We start from the raw sequence: 18,763 nt of genomic DNA on the forward strand, positions 1-18,763 counted from the left end.
TGAAAGGAGAAACCGGCTTTGGAAGAAAATATTGTGTGCGGACGCAACGCTGTGACCGAACTGATCAAATCCGGGAATCCGGTAAATAAAGTGCTGGTCAAAAATGAAAAGGGGCCGGGAAGAAATTCGGACATCCTGCATCTGCTTAAAACACGCGGCATACCGTATCAATTTGTGGAAAATACTGTCCTGGACAAATATACTGCCGGAGAAAAGCATCAAGGAGTGGTGGCATTTGCTGCTGCCAAAGAATATGCAGAACCATCCGATATTTTGGAGATAGCAAGGCAAAGAGGGGAAGATCCATTTATCCTTGTTCTGGATGAGATCGAGGATCCGCATAATCTAGGAGCCCTTCTTCGAACTGCCGATGCAGCGGGTGTTCATGGGGTTATCATTCCCAAAAGAAGAAGTGCCGCGCTCACACCAGCTGTCGGCAGAACGTCGGCCGGAGCTGTGGAATATGTGCCTGTGGCCAGAGTAAGTAACCTTGTCCAGACACTTAAATATCTCAAAGAAGAGGGCTGCTGGGTATCCGGTGCGGAAGCAGGCGGCAAAGATATCTATCAGGCGGAACTGAAAGGGTCAAGGGTCATCGTCATTGGCGGAGAGGATAAGGGACTCGGGAGACTGATCCGAGAAACCTGCGATGAAATTATATCCTTGCCAATGTGTGGCAGAATTTCATCTTTAAATGCCAGCGTAGCCGGGTCTATCATCATGTATGAGGTCCGGAGACAGAGAAATCAGACTTAATCCGCCATATCCCGCCATATCCCGCCAATCTTCATCTTGACGCTATTTGTGCATTTCAGGTATAATTGTTTTGTTATAAGCATATAATGGACGCTTCAGCGTTACCTTCGTGAATCGGTTTCGGGAGGGATGGACTTGACTTACAGTATCCAGACAGAGATTCCAGAAGAATTCGAGGCTAATGAATACATAGCGGATGAGGAACTAGTTGAGTTAGCAAAGATCGGTGACGCAGAAGCTCAGGAGTACTTAATCAATAAGTACAAGAATTTTGTCAGGGCAAAAGCCAGATCGTATTTTTTGATCGGCGCAGATAGAGAAGATATTATTCAAGAAGGCATGATTGGGCTGTATAAAGCAATTCGTGACTTCCGTGGGGACAAGCTTTCCTCTTTCAGAGCATTTGCCGAGTTGTGCATAACTCGGCAGATCATTACAGCGATCAAGACGGCTACCAGACAAAAACATATTCCGCTCAATTCGTACGTATCGCTAAACAAACCTATTTACGATGAGGATTCCGACAGGACACTCTTGGATGTTATTTCTGGAAATAAAATCACGGATCCCGAGGAACTGATCATCAGCAGGGAAGAATTTGACGATATTGAAGAAAAAATGGGCGAAATTTTAAGTTCGCTCGAATGGGAAGTGCTGATGTCCTATCTTGAAGGCAAATCTTATCAGGAGATTGCCGTTGATCTTGACAGGCATGTCAAATCCATTGACAATGCACTGCAGCGGGTCAAGCGAAAGTTGGAAAGGTATCTGGAGCACAGAGGGGCCTAAAATCCCATATAATATGAATAAAATCAGGTACTCCGTTTTGTAAATCTTTCCAGAAGAAAATTGACTTTTATTGTTGACAAGTAGCCGTAATCTTTGATACAATACGTTGGTGTCTAATGCCGATGTAGCTCAATTGGTAGAGCAGCTGATTTGTAATCAGCAGGTTGCGGGTTCGAGTCCCATCGTCGGCTCCAATTGAAATGGGTAGGTGGCCGAGTGGTTAAAGGCGGCAGACTGTAAATCTGTTCCGAAAGGTACGGTGGTTCGAATCCATCCCTGCCCACCATTCTATAATTGGAGATATCGAGCTGGAACGTTTTTTTAACATCGCGGGGTGGAGCAGTGGTAGCTCGTCGGGCTCATAACCCGAAGGTCGTCGGTTCAAATCCGGCCCCCGCAACCAATGAAATTAAAAAAGCCTTAGACAAGTGTCTAAGGCTTTTGTGTATCGTATAAACCATTAAAGTCAAAGCCCGCTATGTATACTCAGGCATCTCTCCTGAATAAACTCCAGCATAGCTTCGATGAATTCTACTTAAAACCCAGACTAATATCTCCCCAATATTTACTTGATTTCCTTTATGCCAGATGAACTCCAACTGTTTATCAGGCTTACGTAGGCATTCAGTTCAATATCATCAATCAGGAAATTTACGACAATTGATTTCGGCACGGGTAGGGTTGCCTCACCGTTTTCACTGATCATGAGGGTCGGAGGTGAAATATCCAGATCGGTAATGCCAATTTTCGTAAACTGCGTGCAGGTATTCGCGCAGATTATATTCCCCATCTCGGAAATCGCGCTTTTGGCTATGGCATCCAGTTCAGTCACCGGCACGCCCATCATCATTTTTGATGCAAACTTATTAGCAGCTTCAACATTCATCCCGAACAGGATCGCGCCTTTCACTGTTCCGAAAAGTGAGATGTTCAGAAGAATGCCATTATACTGAAAGGCTGCTTCAATTTTGGACACCTTGCGCCGTTCGACCGACTGGAAGCCGAGCTGAGGCAGAATTTCTGTAAAAGCAGTCAGAAGAGGATTAATAATACTTACATCCATATACTCGACCCTTTCTTAAAACCCACACCCAGGAAAATATTCCCAAAGTTAGTTTCTGCCTTCACAGCATCCATTTTAAGATTTGGACTCATAATTTCAGTTGCGGTACCGTAAAAAAGACTGGGGGGAGAAACGCTCAGACTATAGGTTTTATCGGATTTATTCAGCATCGAGCAGGCAATCCCGGCAATAATGTTGGCCAGTTCGGCAACCATGGCCAACACCTCTTCACGGTTTCTATGAGCGCGTTTCAGGATTATCTCAACAACCTTTTCCGCAGTTTCCATCGATATATCTAAGATCATAGATCCGGAGTGGCGGCCGATCAGCCCGATAACAGCTGTAATTCCCTGGGAAAAGTAATGGTCTTCAAAATTTTCGTATGAAGCAAAAGAAACGGGTGATTTGGTCATTCGGGCAATATTCTGGGTCATAGATTCCTTAAAGGTTTCCAGACCATATGCGAGCAGATGGTCATAATGAATATCCGGCACCATAACGTTGTTAATCATCTGAACCAGGTAGTCGCCGTCAACAGGTTTTTGAATGTATCCGGAAATCCCGATGCGGCGCGCTTCAGCTTCCGATTCTTCGTCCTTCATCGAACTGACAAGAATAATCTTTGCATTGGGGTCTTTTACAAAAAGAGCACGGCTGCACTCAAATCCGTCTATATCAGGCATAACAATATCCATCGTTACTACATCGGGTTTGCACCGTTCATATGTTTCGATTAAGCTGTCGTAAGAATCGGCTTCCCCGACGACTTCCAAGCCACTGTCGCGAAGTATTTCCATAATAAACGTTCTTGAAAACAGAGAGTCGTCAACGACCATCACTTTTATTGAACTCATTTTTCCGGTATTACCCCCATCCGATGTAGTACACCAAGGTATTAGTCAATATGCACTCTAAATTATAGCAAGTAATTTTTGGGATTGCTATCATCAAATGGGTTCTCAATAAATAAAAAAAGATTTAATTGGTTAAATTCGAAAACAAAGCCAGGCTATTGCCTGGCCACTATTTTTTGGATCATTCTATACTTGCTTTTTTTTATCCAGGGCTTCGTCCCGGATTTCCGCCCTCATTCCGTTTAACGCATCACGCCTTCGATCATTCTTTTCTTTTAAATCTTTCTTACTTTTTGGATCATTAGTTCTCGCAATCATTTCATCAGCAAGCTCCATATTCTGGATGGTGTGATTAATATTTTTCTGGATTCTGTCGACATTATCTCTGCGGTCATCCGGATTGTGTTTCATTAATACTGTTCCTCCTTTGGTCTGCACTTAAATAATTTGTCTCAGTATATTGTTTGAGGAGTGAACAAGTCTTATACTATAAAAATTTAAAGCAGTTTCTTTATATTGTATAAAGATCTTAAAACAAGCCAGTTCTGTGGAAAATATCTTCCAATTGTCCAATAGCTTATGCCCCCAATTCGAAATTCTTTGGCCAGGGACAGTTTGGCATAGATGCTTCGGGCATCTTCAAACCATACTTCGTGCTTTTTGCCGGAATCATCGTAGTAGGTGAAATACGGAGACTGTGCTGTTGAATTATACTGGATTGCTGTCTTTTCAGTTCTGGCCAGATCTACCGCCCCGCTGTTAGAGACTGTTCTGGCGGCAGTACCGGAAACGTATGGAAGGGTCCAGTCATAGCCATAATTGGGGATACCCATAAAGATTTTCTGTCTCGGAATAGCCGACACCGCATAGGTCAATACTTTGCGTACTTCATTTACAGGAGCAATTGCTTTGGGCGGGCTGTAGGTGTAACCCCATTCATAGGTCATTAGGATGACGTGGTTGGCCAGAGCCCCGTGGACAGGATAGTCGTGGGCTTCGTATAGCAGACCTTTTTGGTCGGCACTCAGTTTAGGGGCGAGAGCTGTCGTCACAGGATAGCCTAAAGGGCGGAGCGTATTGACGATTCTTCGGAGAAAGTTGTTATAGTTTTCCCGGTCGGATGGGTAGATGTATTCAAAATCAATATCGAGGCCGTAATAGTTTTTTTCTCTCAGCGTTCTGATAACTTGACTGATTAAAGTATTCTGAGCAGTCTGATTTGTCAGGATGGATCTGGCCAGCGTACTGTTGAAGCTTCCACCCTGCTGGATATTTGTGATGACCATTAGTGGAGCTGTCCGGGCTTCTCTCGCTGCCTGGATCAGTGGTTCATCCGGAATCGTATTCAGGGTACCGTCCGCGTTGACCTGGTAACTAAAGATACTAAGATATGTAAGATGGCGAAGACTTTTTCGGAGGATGTCTCTGTTAATATTCGGAAAGGCATACCCGTTCACTTCTATCGTTCCATAGCTGGCAGATGCTGCCGGAATCGCAATAGTCTGACCGGCATAGATACGGCTCGGATCTGTTATCCGAGGATTGGCGGCGAGTAACGCATTCACAGTTACACCGTGTTTTTGGGCAATCAGATAAAGAGACTCACCGGCGGCAACCGTATGTGTTCCGCTACTTTCCAGAATGACCACCGTCTGCCCGACAACCAGCTGGTTGGGATTGGTCAGTTCATTATCCGCAATCATTTTCTGGGGTGAGACCCCGTATTTGCGAGCAATGGAATAGATGCTCTGTCCTGAGCTTACAACATGAATTTTCAAGAAACACACTTCCTTTTTCATACTGTATGCTTCAGAGAAAAAAGAAGTGTTTAGGGTGCGGGTTTATTATCCGGGACAGATTATGTTATCATAAGACAATAGAAATAAATAAAGAATAAAACCTTAAGGAGCTGTGGAATGAATATCGGAGCCAGAACGTTAAAGACAGGTCTAGCCGTGGCCGTCAGTGTTTATATCTGTATCCTTTTGGATATTGAACCATCTTTGTTTGCTGCGACATCTGCAGTGGTTTGTATGCAGCAATCACTCGGAAGAAGTTTTCGAAATGCGCTGGAAGAAATTATAGTAAACATCATTGCAATTATTGTGGCTGTAGCGATCGGACTGGCCATACCGCTGCAGTTTCTGAGTATGGCACTTGCCACGATTGTTCTGATCATCATATTTACGACAGTGATTAAAGTGCCGAACCAGATCGTACTGGCGGTCATTTCAGCTATTTTTATCCTGGCTTCTCCACAGGAACAGTTTTTATCCCATGCCGTTTCAAGGTCGCTGGCCATCCTTATCGGACTGGTGACAGCCAATGTGATCAATTTGACGATCGCACCTCCGCGTCACCAAAAAGTGCTTGAGGATAAACTGATTGAACTGAATAATTTTGCTGTCCGGATGTTTGTCGATGCAGTGAACCGGTATTTATACCTGAATCTGGCTTCGGAAGAAGAAATGCATAAGAATAAAGCGGAATTCAACAGCTTGTTTCAGGAAGCTGAGAATTTATATGATTTATACCGCAAAGAGTGGAACGTCTTGTGGTTTGGCAATAACAAGAAAAACCCCAAGGCCCGTAAACCATTATATAAGGAATATTTAAATTACAGCCGGGGCCTCTGGCAAAGATCACAGGATTTACTTTTTCTTGCCGCAGAACGAAAAACCCGCCGGGAGGAAGCAAATGATCCGGCGGTGAGTCCTGAATTTGAGCATGTTTTTGAAATGCTGCACAATGTGATGTTCAGTGCGACAAGCTACAATTTGCAGCTTCAGAAAAAGGTCAAGGGAGAAGAGGCAGCTCAGTTTCCCGAATTGCGTGTCTGGAGCAAACTGCACGCTATTTTGAATGAATGGCAGGAGAATATGCCCTCAACAAGTTTTTACTATCATGCGCTGATTGAATTGTCTGTTGTCACCTACAGCATTCGCTGGTTTGCGAAGGAATCCTCCCGGCTGCTGAATCTGGAGACGGAAGCGAGTATATAAAGAAGACTAGATGCAGCTTGATTTCATAGTATTGTAGGGTTCACGGCTGCAGGCCAAACAGTTTTCTGCCGTTTTCCCAGAGGATTTTCTGGTTTTCCTCTTTCGTCAGGCCAAGTGATAAGAAACGCTCAAGTTCGGATTCGGGTGACCACATTGGGTAATCCGTGCCAAACAGTACTTTATCAATGCCATGGGAGCGAATAATATCAACAGCTGTTTCTTTTTCTATTAACATCAGAGAGCTGGACGTGTCGATGTAGACATTTCGCTCAAACAGGCTGTGGTCAAAATCATCCCACAAACTCCAGCCGCCCAGATGGGCTGCAATGACCACTAGATCAGGAAACATTTCCAAAATGTGAGCAAGTCTGTGTGGATGAGAGTAGTCAGTCCGAATATCCCCAATATGAAAAAGGATCGGTAATTTGCCCTCGGCTGCCTCATATATAGGAAACAAAGATGGATCGTCGATGTTATATTCCTGAAAATCAGGGTGAAGCTTCAGGCCTTTTAAACTGAGTGAAAGTATTCGCTCGATTTCCAGTTGAGGATTAGGAAATTCAGGATGCATGGTGCCGAAGCCGACAAACTGCGGATCGGTGCAAACACCGGCAATGAAATCGTTGATTGACTCGACTTGTTCTGTTCTCGTAGCGGTTGAGGAAATTAAAAAGCGGTTGATCCCGACGCCTGCACCGGAAGCGATCAGATCGGAGGCGGTTCCTTTTCCCGGCTCCATATCTTGTATAAGTTCGTCGTAGAAGGACAGGATGGAATCTACTGCCCTGGAAGCTACTTTTTGTGGGAAAATATGGGCATGGGCATCAAAAATGTTTGGGTAATCTGGATTGGACATAAAACAGACCTCTAATTCTTTTTTTATTTTCTAAACACAGTTATGATATAATGAATAAATATCGACAATAATACAATCCTAATTCGTTCTGCCTATTTTGGCAAGAGGATTTCACAGTTTATTTGTGACATACAAAGTAATCTTCCTTGACAAAGACTTTATTATTGTGTTAAATTATTCTGTGCGACTTGTAAAATATGCAGTTTAATGCCATTGCCGGGGGGGTGTTCCGAATGCGTGTTGCAATCACATTGGCTTGTACAGAGTGCAAAAACAGAAATTATCAGTCCAATAAGAATAAGAAAAATGACCCAGATCGTATTGAAATCAAAAAATACTGTAAAACTTGTAAGGCTCATACTGTTCATAAGGAAACAAAATAGTACGACCCGGAAGAATATTCCGTTAAGGATGTGAAGATATGGCAGTGGCAAAGAAAGCAGATACCACAGGTGCAAAAGGCGGCTTTCTTAATAGGTTTAAGAACCCCGGAAAACGGTTTGCTTTTTTTCGTGAAGTTGGACTTGAGTTGAAAAAAGTGCACTGGCCGACACGTCAGACGTTGCTGACCTATACAGGTGTCGTGCTTGTTTCTGTGGCAATTGTTGCTTTGTTGATTTGGATTGTAGACAGCGGGCTAACGTACGCAATGACCAATCTGCTTGGCATTTAACAATTCACTTGACAATTGGATGAATCTTTCTTAGGAGGCTTTCGGTTAATGACGAAGAACTGGTATGTTATTCACACTTATTCCGGATATGAGAACAAGGTGAAAACAAATCTGGAAAAACGCGTGGAATCCATGAATATGGAGGATAAAATCTTTCGCGTTTTAGTTCCTATGGAAGATGAGATCGAAATAAAAAACGGTAAGAAAAAAATCTCCAAACGCAAGGTATTTCCAGGTTACGTTTTGGTAGAAATGGACATGACTGACGACTCGTGGTATGTGGTCCGCAATACGCCTGGGGTAACCGGGTTTGTAGGAAGCGGCAGCAAACCGATTCCGCTTCTGGATCATGAGGTCGCTGTTATTTTGCGCCAAATGGGACTCGAGAAAATCCGCACCAAGATCGACGTTGTTGTCGGGCAGTCTGTTCGGGTCATTGCTGGTCCGTTCAAAGACTTTATTGGTGTTGTAAAAGAAGTCCTCGAAGAAAAACAGAAAGTCAGGGTCTCTGTTTCCATGTTTGGGAGAGAGACGCCGGTCGAACTCGAATTTGGGCAAGTGGAAAAGCTTGACTAAATAGATATTCCACAGCAAGGAGGTGTAATTATGGCAAAGAAAGTTATTGGACTGGTAAAATTAGCAATCACCGCAGGTAAGGCAAATCCGGCACCTCCGGTTGGTCCTGCTTTGGGTCAGCACGGTGTTAATATCATGGGCTTCTGCAAAGAATACAATGAAAGAACGAAGGATCAGGCTGGACTGATCATTCCTGCAGAGATTACGATTTATGAAGACCGTTCCTTTACTTTTGTTCTGAAGACTCCGCCGGCATCCGTATTGCTTAAGAAGGCAGCCAACATTCCGTCTGGTTCAGCTGTTCCGAATAAGCAAAAGGTTGCAAAAGTGACCAAGGATCAAGTAAGGGAAATTGCTGAGCAAAAGATGAAGGACTTAAATGCAGCAAGCGTTGAAGCTGCAATGCGGATGGTCGAAGGGACTGCACGCAGTATGGGGATTGATATTATTTAATTCCTTTGAACAATGTGGGAGGGTTTGGCCCGAAGACCACAAGGAGGTTAAAGAAAGATGCCAAAAAGAGGTAAGAAATACCTTAACGCTTTAAAAGCGTTTGATAATCAGGCTTTATTTGAGCCTGCCGAAGCTCTTGGCGTAGTAAAAGACAATGCCAAGGCAAAATTTGATGAAACCGTTGAAGTTGCTTTCAAATTAGGAATTGATACCCGCCATGCTGATCAGCAGATCCGCGGAGCGGTTGTTCTTCCTCATGGTACTGGCAAAACATTAAGTGTCCTTGTTTTTGCCAAGGGTGACAAAGCTAAAGAAGCCGAAGCTGCTGGCGCTGATTTTGTCGGTGCTGAAGATATGGTTGAAAAAATTCAACAGGGCTGGTTTGGTTTTGATGTTGCTGTAGCAACACCGGATATGATGGGTACTGTCGGTAAGCTGGGTAAGCTTTTGGGACCCAAGGGCCTCATGCCGAACCCAAAGACCGGAACTGTATCATTTGATGTCGAGAGAGCAGTTAAAGAAATTAAAGCCGGTAAAGTGGAATACAGGGCTGATAAAGCCGGTATCATTCATGTACCGATCGGCAAGGTTTCTTTTGATCAGGATAAGCTGATAGACAACTACAAAACCATTGCTGAAGTTGTCATGAAAGCAAAACCTGCTGCTGCTAAAGGACAGTATGTCCGTAGCGTAACGGTATCCTCTACCATGGGACCAGGAGTGAAAATCAATCCTTTAAAGATTGTCTGAGTACATTTTTTAAGGGCCGAGATATACTGTAAGATTCAAAAAAATAATAGCAATTTTCCGCTGTAGAAAGCAGGTGCTTTATTAAGCTTAATTTCCTGCCGAGGTGGAGACAGGATCGTCTTTTGAAGACATGAAAGACATTAATAATCTTGCCTCTGCGTCCAGCAGAGGCAAGTTTTATTTAATGGCCAATGGACGACGGTACTGGAAGTGCCTAGTATCGAATACGTCATGGATGAATAATATTCAACTGGCCTAATGCCGTGGTAGCCATGGATGGCAAGGAGCGGTGAACGAAACACATACGGCAGTATGCGTTCGGAAGGAGGTGTGTGTATGCCAAATTTTGAAGAGAAGCAAAAAGTTGTTGAAGATATCAAACAGAAGTTTGAAGGTGCAAGCGGAGTGATCCTGGCAGACTACAGAGGTCTGACGGTATCGCAGGTAACCAATTTGAGAGTAGAACTTCGCCAGGCCGGTATTGAATACCGCGTATTAAAAAATACAATGGTTCGCCGGGCTGCAGACGAAATCGGGATTACCGGTTTGGATGAATTTCTGGAAGGTCCCACTGCTTTAGCTTTTTCTACAGATCCTGTTGCTCCTGCGAAAATTCTCAGTGAATTTAGCAAGAAAAACAAGAGCCTGACCATTAAGGCTGGAGTTCTTGACGGCAAGGTCATTGACGCCGACAAAGTAAAAGATCTTGCAAATCTTCCGTCCAGAGAAGTTCTTCTTTCCCAGGTACTTGCCGGAATGCAAGGTCCACTTCAAGGAATGGTCAACGTTCTGCAAGGGCCTATCCGCAAATTTGGTTATGCTTTGGAAGAAGTTCGTAAACTTAAAGAAGCCCAGGCATAGTCGAGGCACGGGATTCGATGCCCGAGGCCCGATGCATGCTCAGACTCTGGGACTATCCAATATCTGACACGAAGGTTTGGACGGTACCGGATGTTAACAGATCTAATGACTGGTCAAAACAAAAATAAAAAATATGTGAATTATTTTAAGGAGGATATTCTAATGTCCAAAACTGCCGAAATTTTAGAAGCCGTAAAAGGTATGACCGTTCTTGAGCTTGCTGAGCTCGTTAAAGCTTTCGAAGAAGAGTTTGGGGTAAGCGCTGCTGCTCCCGCAGCTGTTATGGCTGCTCCGGCAGCTGGTGCTGCTGCTCCTGTTGTTGAAGAGCAAACAGAATTCGATGTTATCTTGACCAGCGCTGGCGCTGCTAAGATCAACGTCATCAAAGTTGTCCGTGAAATCACTGGTCTTGGTTTAAAAGAAGCTAAAGATCTCGTTGACGGCGCACCGAAACCTGTTAAAGAAAAAATTGCCAAAGAAGAAGCTGAAGCTATCAAAGCTAAACTTGTTGAAGCTGGTGCCAGCGTAGACGTAAAATAATTTAAAACGAAAAATGTATTGCAGACTGAACCGGCCATGCTTAAACCGGTTCAGTTTTTTATTTAACGCCGGGTATTCGTTGATGCCAAATGCGTTCTGGACCGACTAATGGAATATTGACTAGAACCAAGCTGAAAAATATCTAAATACCTTTAACTTTTTGGAATTTAATATATAATAGAAGATATTTAACCTTTATTGGTAAAAAGATGTTGCAGGGATGAAAATTAGTAAAAAAATAGCAAAATATACACTTGACAAATATCGGTATACTTGTTAAGATTAATAACTGTCACTGTGATCTTAAGCTAAGACAAACCAATAAAGTTGGGAGATAATAGTGTGGATGTATTGCATCTCGTGTGAGGCAGCTCCATAAACATTGAAGCGAGGTTTTTTCCAAAAAAGCCTTGCTTTTGGTTGTTTATGCCTATCTGCTCTTTGCTTTTTGGTGTTTGGATACTAATGAATATTTGTATTAAGGTATTCGCAAACGATTATAATTATTTCTTGATTATCTAGTTTTCTGTTGGAACGATCAGGAAAATACACTGGAAGGGTGAAACGGCATGGTGAATCCTATCAAAGTTGGAACAAGAGAACGGGCAAGTTATGCGAGGCTTCGGGAAGTTCTGGATATGCCCAACTTAATCGAAATTCAACAGAATTCCTACGAGTGGTTTCTGAAGGAAGGACTGCGCGAAATGTTTCGCGACATTTCCCCAATTCAGGATTTTACCGGAAATCTGGTTTTGGAATTCATAGACTACAGCCTCGGCGATCCAAAATATGAGGTTGAGGAATGTAAAGAACGTGATGTTACGTTTGCAGCGCCTCTCAGAGTCAAAGTACGCCTTATTAATAAGGAAACAGGAGAGGTTAAAGAGCAGGAAGTGTTTATGGGGGACTTTCCCCTGATGACTGATAAAGGCACCTTCATTATTAATGGTGCGGAACGTGTTATTGTCAGTCAGTTGGTAAGATCGCCCGGCGTTTATTATTCTGAAACCATTGACACCAGCGGTAAAAAGCTTTACGGCGCGACGATTATTCCGAACCGTGGTGCCTGGTTGGAATTTGAGACAGATATTAATGATAATATTTTTGTCCGGGTTGACAGAACCCGTAAACTACCGGCTACTGTACTGGTCAGAGCCCTTGGCTATTCAACCAATGGCCGGATCCTCGAAGCCTTCGATGATAATGAGAACATTAAAATTACGCTGGAAAGAGACAATACGGAATCGACGGAAGAAGCGCTGGTTGAAATCTATAAACGTCTTCGTCCAGGAGAACCACCTACGGTCGAGAGTGCTCGCAGTCTTCTGGAATCCTTATTCTTTGATCCTAGAAGATATGATTTGGCAAAAGTAGGCCGTTATAAGCTGAACAACAAACTGAGTTTGGATATTCCCAAGAACATACGGCATTTAACATCTGAGGATATCATCGCATCGATTTCTCGGATGCTTAAAATAATCAATGGTGAAGGACATATTGATGATATTGATCACCTTGGAAACAGACGTTTGCGTTCGGTTGGTGAGCTTCTTCAGAATCAGTTCAGAATCGGTCTCTCCCGTATGGAGAGAGTGGTAAGAGAGAGAATGACGATTCAGGACATTGAGGGGATTACACCTCAGGTGCTGATCAATATACGTCCGGTCGTGGCTGCAATTAAAGAGTTTTTTGGCAGCAGCCAGTTATCACAATTTATGGACCAGACCAATCCGCTTGCCGAGCTTACGCATAAACGCCGTCTCAGTGCGCTGGGACCTGGTGGTTTAAGCAGAGAGAGAGCTGGATTTGAAGTGCGCGACGTGCATCATTCCCACTATGGCCGGATGTGTCCGATTGAAACGCCTGAAGGTCCGAACATTGGTTTAATTGGTTCACTCAGCACGTATGGTCGCATCAATGAATATGGCTTTATTGAGGCGCCTTACCGCAAAGTAGAAAACGGCAAGGTGACGGATGAGATTCATTACCTAACAGCTGATGAAGAAGAAAAATACATTATTGCCCAAGCCAATGCCGCTGTTGGTGAAAATGGGGAGTTTTTAAGCGAAAAGATCGAAGCGCGCCACGGTGAAGATTTTGTCCTGGTCCCTCCGGTAAACATTCAGTATATGGACGTTTCGCCGAAGCAGATGGTATCGATTGCGACCGCCTTGATTCCATTCCTCGAGCATGATGATGCCAACCGTGCGCTAATGGGTTCCAACATGCAGCGTCAGGCTGTACCTTTACTTAAAACAGATGCACCGTATATCGGCACTGGCATGGAGTATAAGGCTGCTGTTGATTCCGGTGTCTGCCTGGTTTCTCCGAAAGAAGGAACTGCTTTACGAGTTACGTCCGATGAGATCATCATTCAAAACAATGACGGCACAACAACCCGGAATAGACTTTTGAAATATACGCGCAGTAACCAGGGAACCTGTATCAATCAGAAACCGATTGTTGTCAAAGGCCAGAGAATCGGTGCCGGTCAGGTAATAGCCGACGGCCCGTCCACAGATAATGGAGAACTTGCCCTTGGGCGAAACGTTCTGGTAGCGTTTATGCCCTGGGAAGGATACAACTATGAGGATGCTATTCTGATCAGTGAGAAACTGGTTAAAGAAGATTACTTTACGTCCATTCATATTGAGGAATACGAAGCGGATGCCCGGGATACCAAGCTTGGGCCTGAAGAGATTACGAGAGATATTCCAAACGTCGGAGAAGATGTTTTGAAAGACCTTGACGAACGCGGTATTATTCGGATTGGTGCCGAAGTGCGCCCTGGAGATATCTTAGTGGGCAAGGTTACTCCAAAAGGGGAAACAGAGCTTACGGCTGAGGAACGCCTGCTAAGGGCAATTTTTGGTGAAAAAGCCAGAGAAGTCAGGGATACTTCTTTACGTGTTCCGCACGGCGAGGCGGGAAAAGTCGTTGATGTTAAAGTATTTAAGCGTGAGAATGGCGATGAACTGGCCCCTGGGGTCAATCAACTGGTAAGAGTCTATATTGCTCAGAAACGTAAGATATCCGTCGGCGACAAAATGGCAGGAAGGCACGGAAACAAAGGGGTTATTTCCAGAATCATGCGCCAGGAGGATATGCCTTTCATGCCGGACGGCACGCCGATTGAAATCGTTCTGAATCCGCTCGGCGTTCCATCCCGTATGAATATCGGACAGGTTCTTGAAACTCATCTTGGTTGGGCCGCTAAAGCACTGGGCATGTATATTGCTACACCGGTTTTTGACGGAGCCAGAGAAGATGATGTCTTTGACACCTTGAGAGAGGCCGGGCTTCCTGGACATGGAAAATCCGTTCTTTATGACGGCCGTACCGGTGAGCCTTTTGATAATGAAGTTACTGTTGGCTACATGTATATGTTAAAACTCCACCATCTTGTCGATGATAAGATCCATGCCCGTTCCACAGGTCCGTACTCGCTGGTTACCCAGCAGCCGTTAGGAGGTAAAGCACAATTTGGCGGTCAGCGCTTCGGAGAGATGGAAGTATGGGCGCTTGAAGCTTATGGCGCATCGTTTACGCTGCAGGAAATACTTACCGTTAAGTCCGATGATGTGGTAGGCAGGGTCAAGACCTACGAAGCAATCGTCAAAGGTGAAAATATCCCTGAACCGGGCGTGCCGGAATCATTTAAGGTGCTTATTAAGGAATTGCAGAGCCTTGGACTTGATGTTTCTGTACTTTCAGAAGAAGATCAGGAAATTGAAATTAAGGATCTGGATGATGACGTCACAGAAGTTGCTCATGAACTGGGAATGGATGATCAGTATTCCGTGATTGATGCCAATGACGAAAGCGGTATTGGCTATGATAATGAAGACGAAATATTAGATGAAGATATGGATGACAACTTGAATGACAAAACTGAAGATTTCCCTATCCTGAGTGTTCCCGAGTCTGACCTTGGTGATGATCTTGTTAATGATCTGGACGATGATTTCAGCGATAACATGTCTGAAGATTTTGATCCGGATTACAAGTAAAATGTGCGTTTGAGATTGAGAAAGCTTGATGTTGATGGGCGAAAGGAGAAAATACCATGCTTGATGTGAATAATTTTGAGAGGATGCGTATCGGGTTGGCTTCTCCGGAGATGATCCGTAAATGGTCCTATGGGGAAGTAAAAAAACCTGAAACCATTAATTACCGTACCTTAAAGCCCGAAAGAGAAGGCCTTTTCTGTGAGAAAATATTTGGCCCTACCCGTGACTGGGAGTGCCACTGCGGTAAATATAAGAGAGTCCGTTATAAAGGTATCATTTGTGACCGATGCGGTGTTGAAGTAACGAGATCCAAAGTCCGCCGCGAGAGAATGGGACATATTGAGCTGGCGGCGCCAGTTTCCCATATCTGGTACTTCAAAGGGATTCCGAGCAGAATGGGGCTTCTGCTGGACATGTCACCGCGTTCGCTGGAAAAAGTTCTATATTTTGTCGCGTATATTGTTGTTGATCCAAAGGATACCTCCTTGATGAAAAAGCAACTTCTTACCGAGACAGAATACCGGGAGGCCAGAGAAAAATACGGCAGTGGCTTCAAGGCAGAGATGGGTGCTGAGGCCATCAAGGAATTATTGTATGAGATTGATCTAGATAAACTAAACGAGGAACTTCGTACCGAGCTTAAGGAAGTGTCCGGTCAGCGGAAAATCAGGGCGATCAGACGCCTGGAAGTTGTCGAAGCATTTAAACAGTCCGGAAACAGTCCGGAATGGATGATTCTTGATGCGATCCCGGTTATTCCACCCGAACTACGCCCAATGGTTCAGTTGGACGGCGGAAGGTTTGCAACCTCCGACCTGAATGATCTGTACCGCAGAGTTATTAATAGAAACAACAGGCTGAAAAAGCTTCTTGATCTTGGCGCTCCGGATATTATTGTCCGTAACGAAAAAAGAATGCTTCAGGAAGCTGTTGACGCACTGATTGACAATGGCCGCCGCGGACGGCCTGTGACCGGACCTGGCAACAGACCGCTAAAATCGTTGAGTGATATGCTAAAAGGCAAGCAGGGAAGATTCCGTCAGAACCTTTTAGGAAAACGTGTTGACTATTCCGGCCGTTCTGTTATCGTTGTCGGACCGACACTGAAGCTTTCCCAGTGCGGTCTGCCGAAAGAGATGGCGATTGAGCTGTTTAAGCCTTTTGTGATGAAGAACTTAGTTAATGAGGGTTATGCCCATAATATTAAAAGCGCCAAACGAATGGTGGAAAGAGTAAGGCCGGAGGTCTGGGATGTCCTGGAAAAGGTTATTGCCGAGCATCCTGTACTCCTGAACCGTGCGCCAACGCTACACAGGCTTGGAATTCAGGCTTTTGAGCCTATACTTGTTGAAGGTAAGGCTCTGCAGATTCACCCGCTCGTTTGTACGGCTTACAATGCTGACTTCGATGGTGACCAGATGGCTGTGCACGTGCCGCTTTCCGCTGAAGCTCAGTCTGAAGCCCGGCTGCTTATGCTATCCGCACATAATATCCTTAACCCGAAGGACGGCCGTCCAGTTGCATCACCGACCAAGGACATGGTTCTGGGCTGTTACTATCTGACGATGGAAAGACCCGGAGCTCTTGGCGAAGGCAAGGTATTCAAGGATCATGATGAAGCCGTTCTGGCCTATAATTCCAAAGCGATTCATCTCCAGGCGATAATCAAAGTCCGTAAAGACGGAGAGCTTTTGGAAACCACCGTAGGGAGAATGATCTTCAATACTGTAATTCCTAAAGAAGCCGGCTATATTAATGAAATGGTCACCAAGAAATCTCTTGATAAGATTGTTGCCAAGACCTATCGTTTTTGCGGTTACGAAAAAACAGCCTCCCTGCTCGACGGAATCAAAAACCTTGGTTTCCGGTTCTCAACGCAGGCCGGCGTAACTGTCGGTATTGATGATATTAAGGTTCCTGGAGCAAAGAAGACCGTTCTGGGTGAAGCAGATGTTGCTGTTGCCAAAACTGAACTGCAGTATCGGCGCGGTCTCATTACAGATGAAGAGCGTAAGGGCCTCGTTATCGATATCTGGACTAAAGCAAATGATTCCGTAACGAAAGCGTTAATGGAATCACTGGATAAATTTAATCCGGTTTATATGATGGCCAATTCCGGGGCCCGCGGTAATATTCAACAGCTGCGTCAGTTGGCCGGGATGCGCGGACTGATGGCTGACCCGTCAGGCCGGACGATTGAACTGCCTATTAAAGCCAACTTCCGTGAAGGCCTAACTGTATTAGAGTACTTTATTTCCTCACACGGTGCGCGCAAAGGTTTGGCTGACACCGCACTTAGAACTGCCGACTCCGGGTACCTGACCCGCAGACTTGTCGATGTATCCCAGGATGTCATTGTTCGGGAGAATGATTGTGGTTCCGATAAAGGCATCATGGTCGAAGACATCAAGGAAGGCGGTGAAATGATCGAAAAACTGGAAGAACGTCTGGTAGGACGCTTCCCGGTAAGAGAGATCTATCATCCTGAAACAGGTGAACTGCTGGCTTCTCCCGATTACGAAATCAATGAAGAACAAGCCAAAGCGATTGCTGATGTTTATGACAAAGTTGAGATAAGGTCCGTGCTGAACTGTAAGACCCGTTACGGCGTTTGCAAGAAATGCTATGGCAGAAACCTTGCCACCGGACGTCAGGTTGAAATCGGCGAAGCAGTCGGCATTATTGCTGCCCAGTCTATCGGTGAGCCTGGAACCCAACTTACGATGCGTACTTTCCACACCGGTGGTGTTGCCGGAGACGACATTACCCAGGGTTTGCCGAGGGTAGAGGAACTGTTTGAAGCACGCAAGCCTAAAGGCCAAGCGATTATCTCCGAAATCAGCGGCACAATCACGATTAAAGAAGTCAAAGGCCGCAGAGAAGTGGAAGTCATGAGTGAAGCCGGGGAACAGGAAGTCTATACGATACCGTACGGTTCCCGCCTTAAAGTCAAGAATGGCCAGGTCATTTCCCCTGGTGATGAATTGACTGAAGGCAGCGTTAATCCCCATGATACGTTGAAGATCAAAGGAATAATCGGTGTACAGGTTTACCTGCTCGGAGAAGTGCAGCGGGTATACCGTCTGCAAGGCGTTGATATCAATGACAAACACATCGAGGTCATGGTCCGGCAGATGCTTAGAAAAGTTAAGATAGAAGAAGCCGGAGACACCAACCTTCTACCCGGTGGACTGATCGATATCTTCGAGTTTGAGGAGGAAAACCAGAAAGTCCTGCAGGAAGGCGGAGAACCTGCTGAATGTCGTCCGGTGCTGCTTGGAATTACCAAGGCATCGCTGGCTACCGACTCCTTCCTCTCGGCAGCATCTTTCCAGGAGACAACCAGAGTGCTCACAGAAGCTGCCATTAAAGGAAAAGTCGATCCGCTGATCGGCCTGAAAGAGAATGTCATTATCGGAAAACTAATCCCTGCCGGTACCGGGATGTCCAAATACCGCACCCTGAAAGTCACAGACGGCGGGGCCCTTCAGTCCAGGACTGAAGTCTAGAGCAATTGTATTCTTGACATAGAAATAGGCTACTGCTAAAATAATATAGTCTGATTTTGGAATAGGGGGAG

At 44.9% G+C, this 18,763-nt stretch carries 17 protein-coding genes, 3 tRNA genes and 1 other annotated feature; of the genes, 15 read left to right on the forward strand and 5 right to left on the reverse strand.

What is annotated here, in order from left to right; genetic code table 11:
• Positions 1 to 18 precede the first annotated feature (18 nt).
• The 5 genes from rlmB to A7K50_RS05585 all read left to right on the forward strand — a co-directional run bounded on the left by rlmB (position 19) and on the right by A7K50_RS05585 (position 1,948).
• Positions 19 to 756 carry a 23S rRNA (guanosine(2251)-2'-O)-methyltransferase RlmB gene (gene rlmB, locus A7K50_RS05565; RefSeq protein ID WP_026156241.1) on the forward strand — a complete coding sequence of 246 codons (738 nt, stop codon included), beginning with the start codon at positions 19 to 21 and terminating at the stop codon, positions 754 to 756.
• A gap of 135 nt (positions 757 to 891) precedes the next feature.
• The gene (gene sigH / locus A7K50_RS05570; protein ID WP_025205203.1) at positions 892 to 1,545 is read left to right on the forward strand and encodes an RNA polymerase sporulation sigma factor SigH; all 654 of its coding nucleotides are present in this window, start codon (positions 892 to 894) and stop codon (positions 1,543 to 1,545) included.
• A 118-nt stretch (positions 1,546 to 1,663) separates the two neighbouring features.
• Positions 1,664 to 1,739, forward strand: a tRNA-Thr gene (locus tag A7K50_RS05575).
• 8 nt (positions 1,740 to 1,747) lie between these two features.
• Positions 1,748 to 1,831, forward strand: a tRNA-Tyr gene (locus A7K50_RS05580).
• Between the two features lie 42 nt (positions 1,832 to 1,873).
• A tRNA-Met gene (locus tag A7K50_RS05585) sits at positions 1,874 to 1,948 on the forward strand.
• 162 nt (positions 1,949 to 2,110) lie between these two features.
• Here the strand turns inward: A7K50_RS05585 and A7K50_RS05590 are convergent.
• The 4 genes from A7K50_RS05590 to A7K50_RS05605 all read right to left on the reverse strand — a co-directional run bounded on the left by A7K50_RS05590 (position 2,111) and on the right by A7K50_RS05605 (position 5,240).
• Complete coding sequence (locus tag A7K50_RS05590) at positions 2,111 to 2,608, reverse strand: chemotaxis protein CheX (RefSeq protein ID WP_020491327.1); 498 nt, start codon at positions 2,606 to 2,608, stop codon at positions 2,111 to 2,113.
• Positions 2,599 to 3,462: a response regulator gene (locus A7K50_RS05595; protein ID WP_243103658.1), complete on the reverse strand. Its 864-nt coding sequence runs from the start codon at positions 3,460 to 3,462 to the stop codon at positions 2,599 to 2,601. The genes A7K50_RS05590 and A7K50_RS05595 overlap by 10 nt, the downstream gene beginning before the upstream one ends.
• Before the next feature lie 186 nt (positions 3,463 to 3,648).
• Positions 3,649 to 3,873, reverse strand: a complete 225-nt coding sequence (tlp, locus tag A7K50_RS05600; protein ID WP_119774969.1) for a small acid-soluble spore protein Tlp — start codon at positions 3,871 to 3,873, stop codon at positions 3,649 to 3,651.
• An 86-nt stretch (positions 3,874 to 3,959) separates the two neighbouring features.
• Positions 3,960 to 5,240, reverse strand: coding sequence for a LysM peptidoglycan-binding domain-containing protein (locus A7K50_RS05605; protein WP_119774970.1), 1,281 nt, complete (start codon positions 5,238 to 5,240; stop codon positions 3,960 to 3,962).
• A gap of 138 nt (positions 5,241 to 5,378) precedes the next feature.
• Between A7K50_RS05605 and A7K50_RS05610 the strand changes: the two genes are divergently transcribed.
• The gene (locus tag A7K50_RS05610; RefSeq protein WP_119774971.1) at positions 5,379 to 6,464 is read left to right on the forward strand and encodes an aromatic acid exporter family protein; all 1,086 of its coding nucleotides are present in this window, start codon (positions 5,379 to 5,381) and stop codon (positions 6,462 to 6,464) included.
• Positions 6,465 to 6,504: 40 nt separating this feature from the next.
• Here A7K50_RS05610 and A7K50_RS05615 read toward each other — a convergent pair whose 3' ends face one another.
• Positions 6,505 to 7,320: an amidohydrolase family protein gene (locus tag A7K50_RS05615; RefSeq protein ID WP_119774972.1), complete on the reverse strand. Its 816-nt coding sequence runs from the start codon at positions 7,318 to 7,320 to the stop codon at positions 6,505 to 6,507.
• Positions 7,321 to 7,553: 233 nt separating this feature from the next.
• On the opposite strand from A7K50_RS05615, the gene rpmG reads away from it, so the two are divergent.
• The 9 genes from rpmG to rpoC all read left to right on the forward strand — a co-directional run bounded on the left by rpmG (position 7,554) and on the right by rpoC (position 18,692).
• Positions 7,554 to 7,703 (forward strand): 50S ribosomal protein L33, encoded by a 150-nt coding sequence (gene rpmG / locus A7K50_RS05620; RefSeq protein ID WP_119774973.1) that lies wholly within the window; start codon positions 7,554 to 7,556, stop codon positions 7,701 to 7,703.
• Positions 7,704 to 7,741: 38 nt separating this feature from the next.
• Positions 7,742 to 7,993, forward strand: a complete 252-nt coding sequence (gene secE, locus A7K50_RS05625) for a preprotein translocase subunit SecE (protein WP_015043956.1) — start codon at positions 7,742 to 7,744, stop codon at positions 7,991 to 7,993.
• Between the two features lie 48 nt (positions 7,994 to 8,041).
• Positions 8,042 to 8,569, forward strand: a complete 528-nt coding sequence (gene nusG, locus A7K50_RS05630; protein WP_020491320.1) for a transcription termination/antitermination protein NusG — start codon at positions 8,042 to 8,044, stop codon at positions 8,567 to 8,569.
• Between the two features lie 30 nt (positions 8,570 to 8,599).
• Positions 8,600 to 9,022, forward strand: coding sequence for a 50S ribosomal protein L11 (gene rplK, locus A7K50_RS05635; protein ID WP_020491319.1), 423 nt, complete (start codon positions 8,600 to 8,602; stop codon positions 9,020 to 9,022).
• Between the two features lie 57 nt (positions 9,023 to 9,079).
• On the forward strand, positions 9,080 to 9,772 hold the full coding sequence (rplA, locus tag A7K50_RS05640) for a 50S ribosomal protein L1 (protein WP_020491318.1): 693 nt from the start codon (positions 9,080 to 9,082) through the stop codon (positions 9,770 to 9,772).
• 42 nt (positions 9,773 to 9,814) lie between these two features.
• Positions 9,815 to 9,960, forward strand: a sequence feature (ribosomal protein L10 leader region).
• 148 nt (positions 9,961 to 10,108) lie between these two features.
• Positions 10,109 to 10,633, forward strand: coding sequence for a 50S ribosomal protein L10 (gene rplJ / locus A7K50_RS05645; protein ID WP_020491317.1), 525 nt, complete (start codon positions 10,109 to 10,111; stop codon positions 10,631 to 10,633).
• A gap of 162 nt (positions 10,634 to 10,795) precedes the next feature.
• Positions 10,796 to 11,173: a 50S ribosomal protein L7/L12 gene (rplL, locus tag A7K50_RS05650; protein WP_026156238.1), complete on the forward strand. Its 378-nt coding sequence runs from the start codon at positions 10,796 to 10,798 to the stop codon at positions 11,171 to 11,173.
• 569 nt (positions 11,174 to 11,742) lie between these two features.
• Entirely contained in the window at positions 11,743 to 15,183 is a 3,441-nt protein-coding gene (rpoB, locus tag A7K50_RS05655) for a DNA-directed RNA polymerase subunit beta (RefSeq protein ID WP_119774974.1), read from the forward strand.
• Between the two features lie 56 nt (positions 15,184 to 15,239).
• Positions 15,240 to 18,692, forward strand: coding sequence for a DNA-directed RNA polymerase subunit beta' (gene rpoC / locus A7K50_RS05660; protein ID WP_020491314.1), 3,453 nt, complete (start codon positions 15,240 to 15,242; stop codon positions 18,690 to 18,692).
• Positions 18,693 to 18,763: the final 71 nt, after the last annotated feature.

The organism is Dehalobacter sp. MCB1 (assembly GCF_003590275.1).
Classification (GTDB): Bacteria; Bacillota; Desulfitobacteriia; order Desulfitobacteriales; family Syntrophobotulaceae; genus Dehalobacter.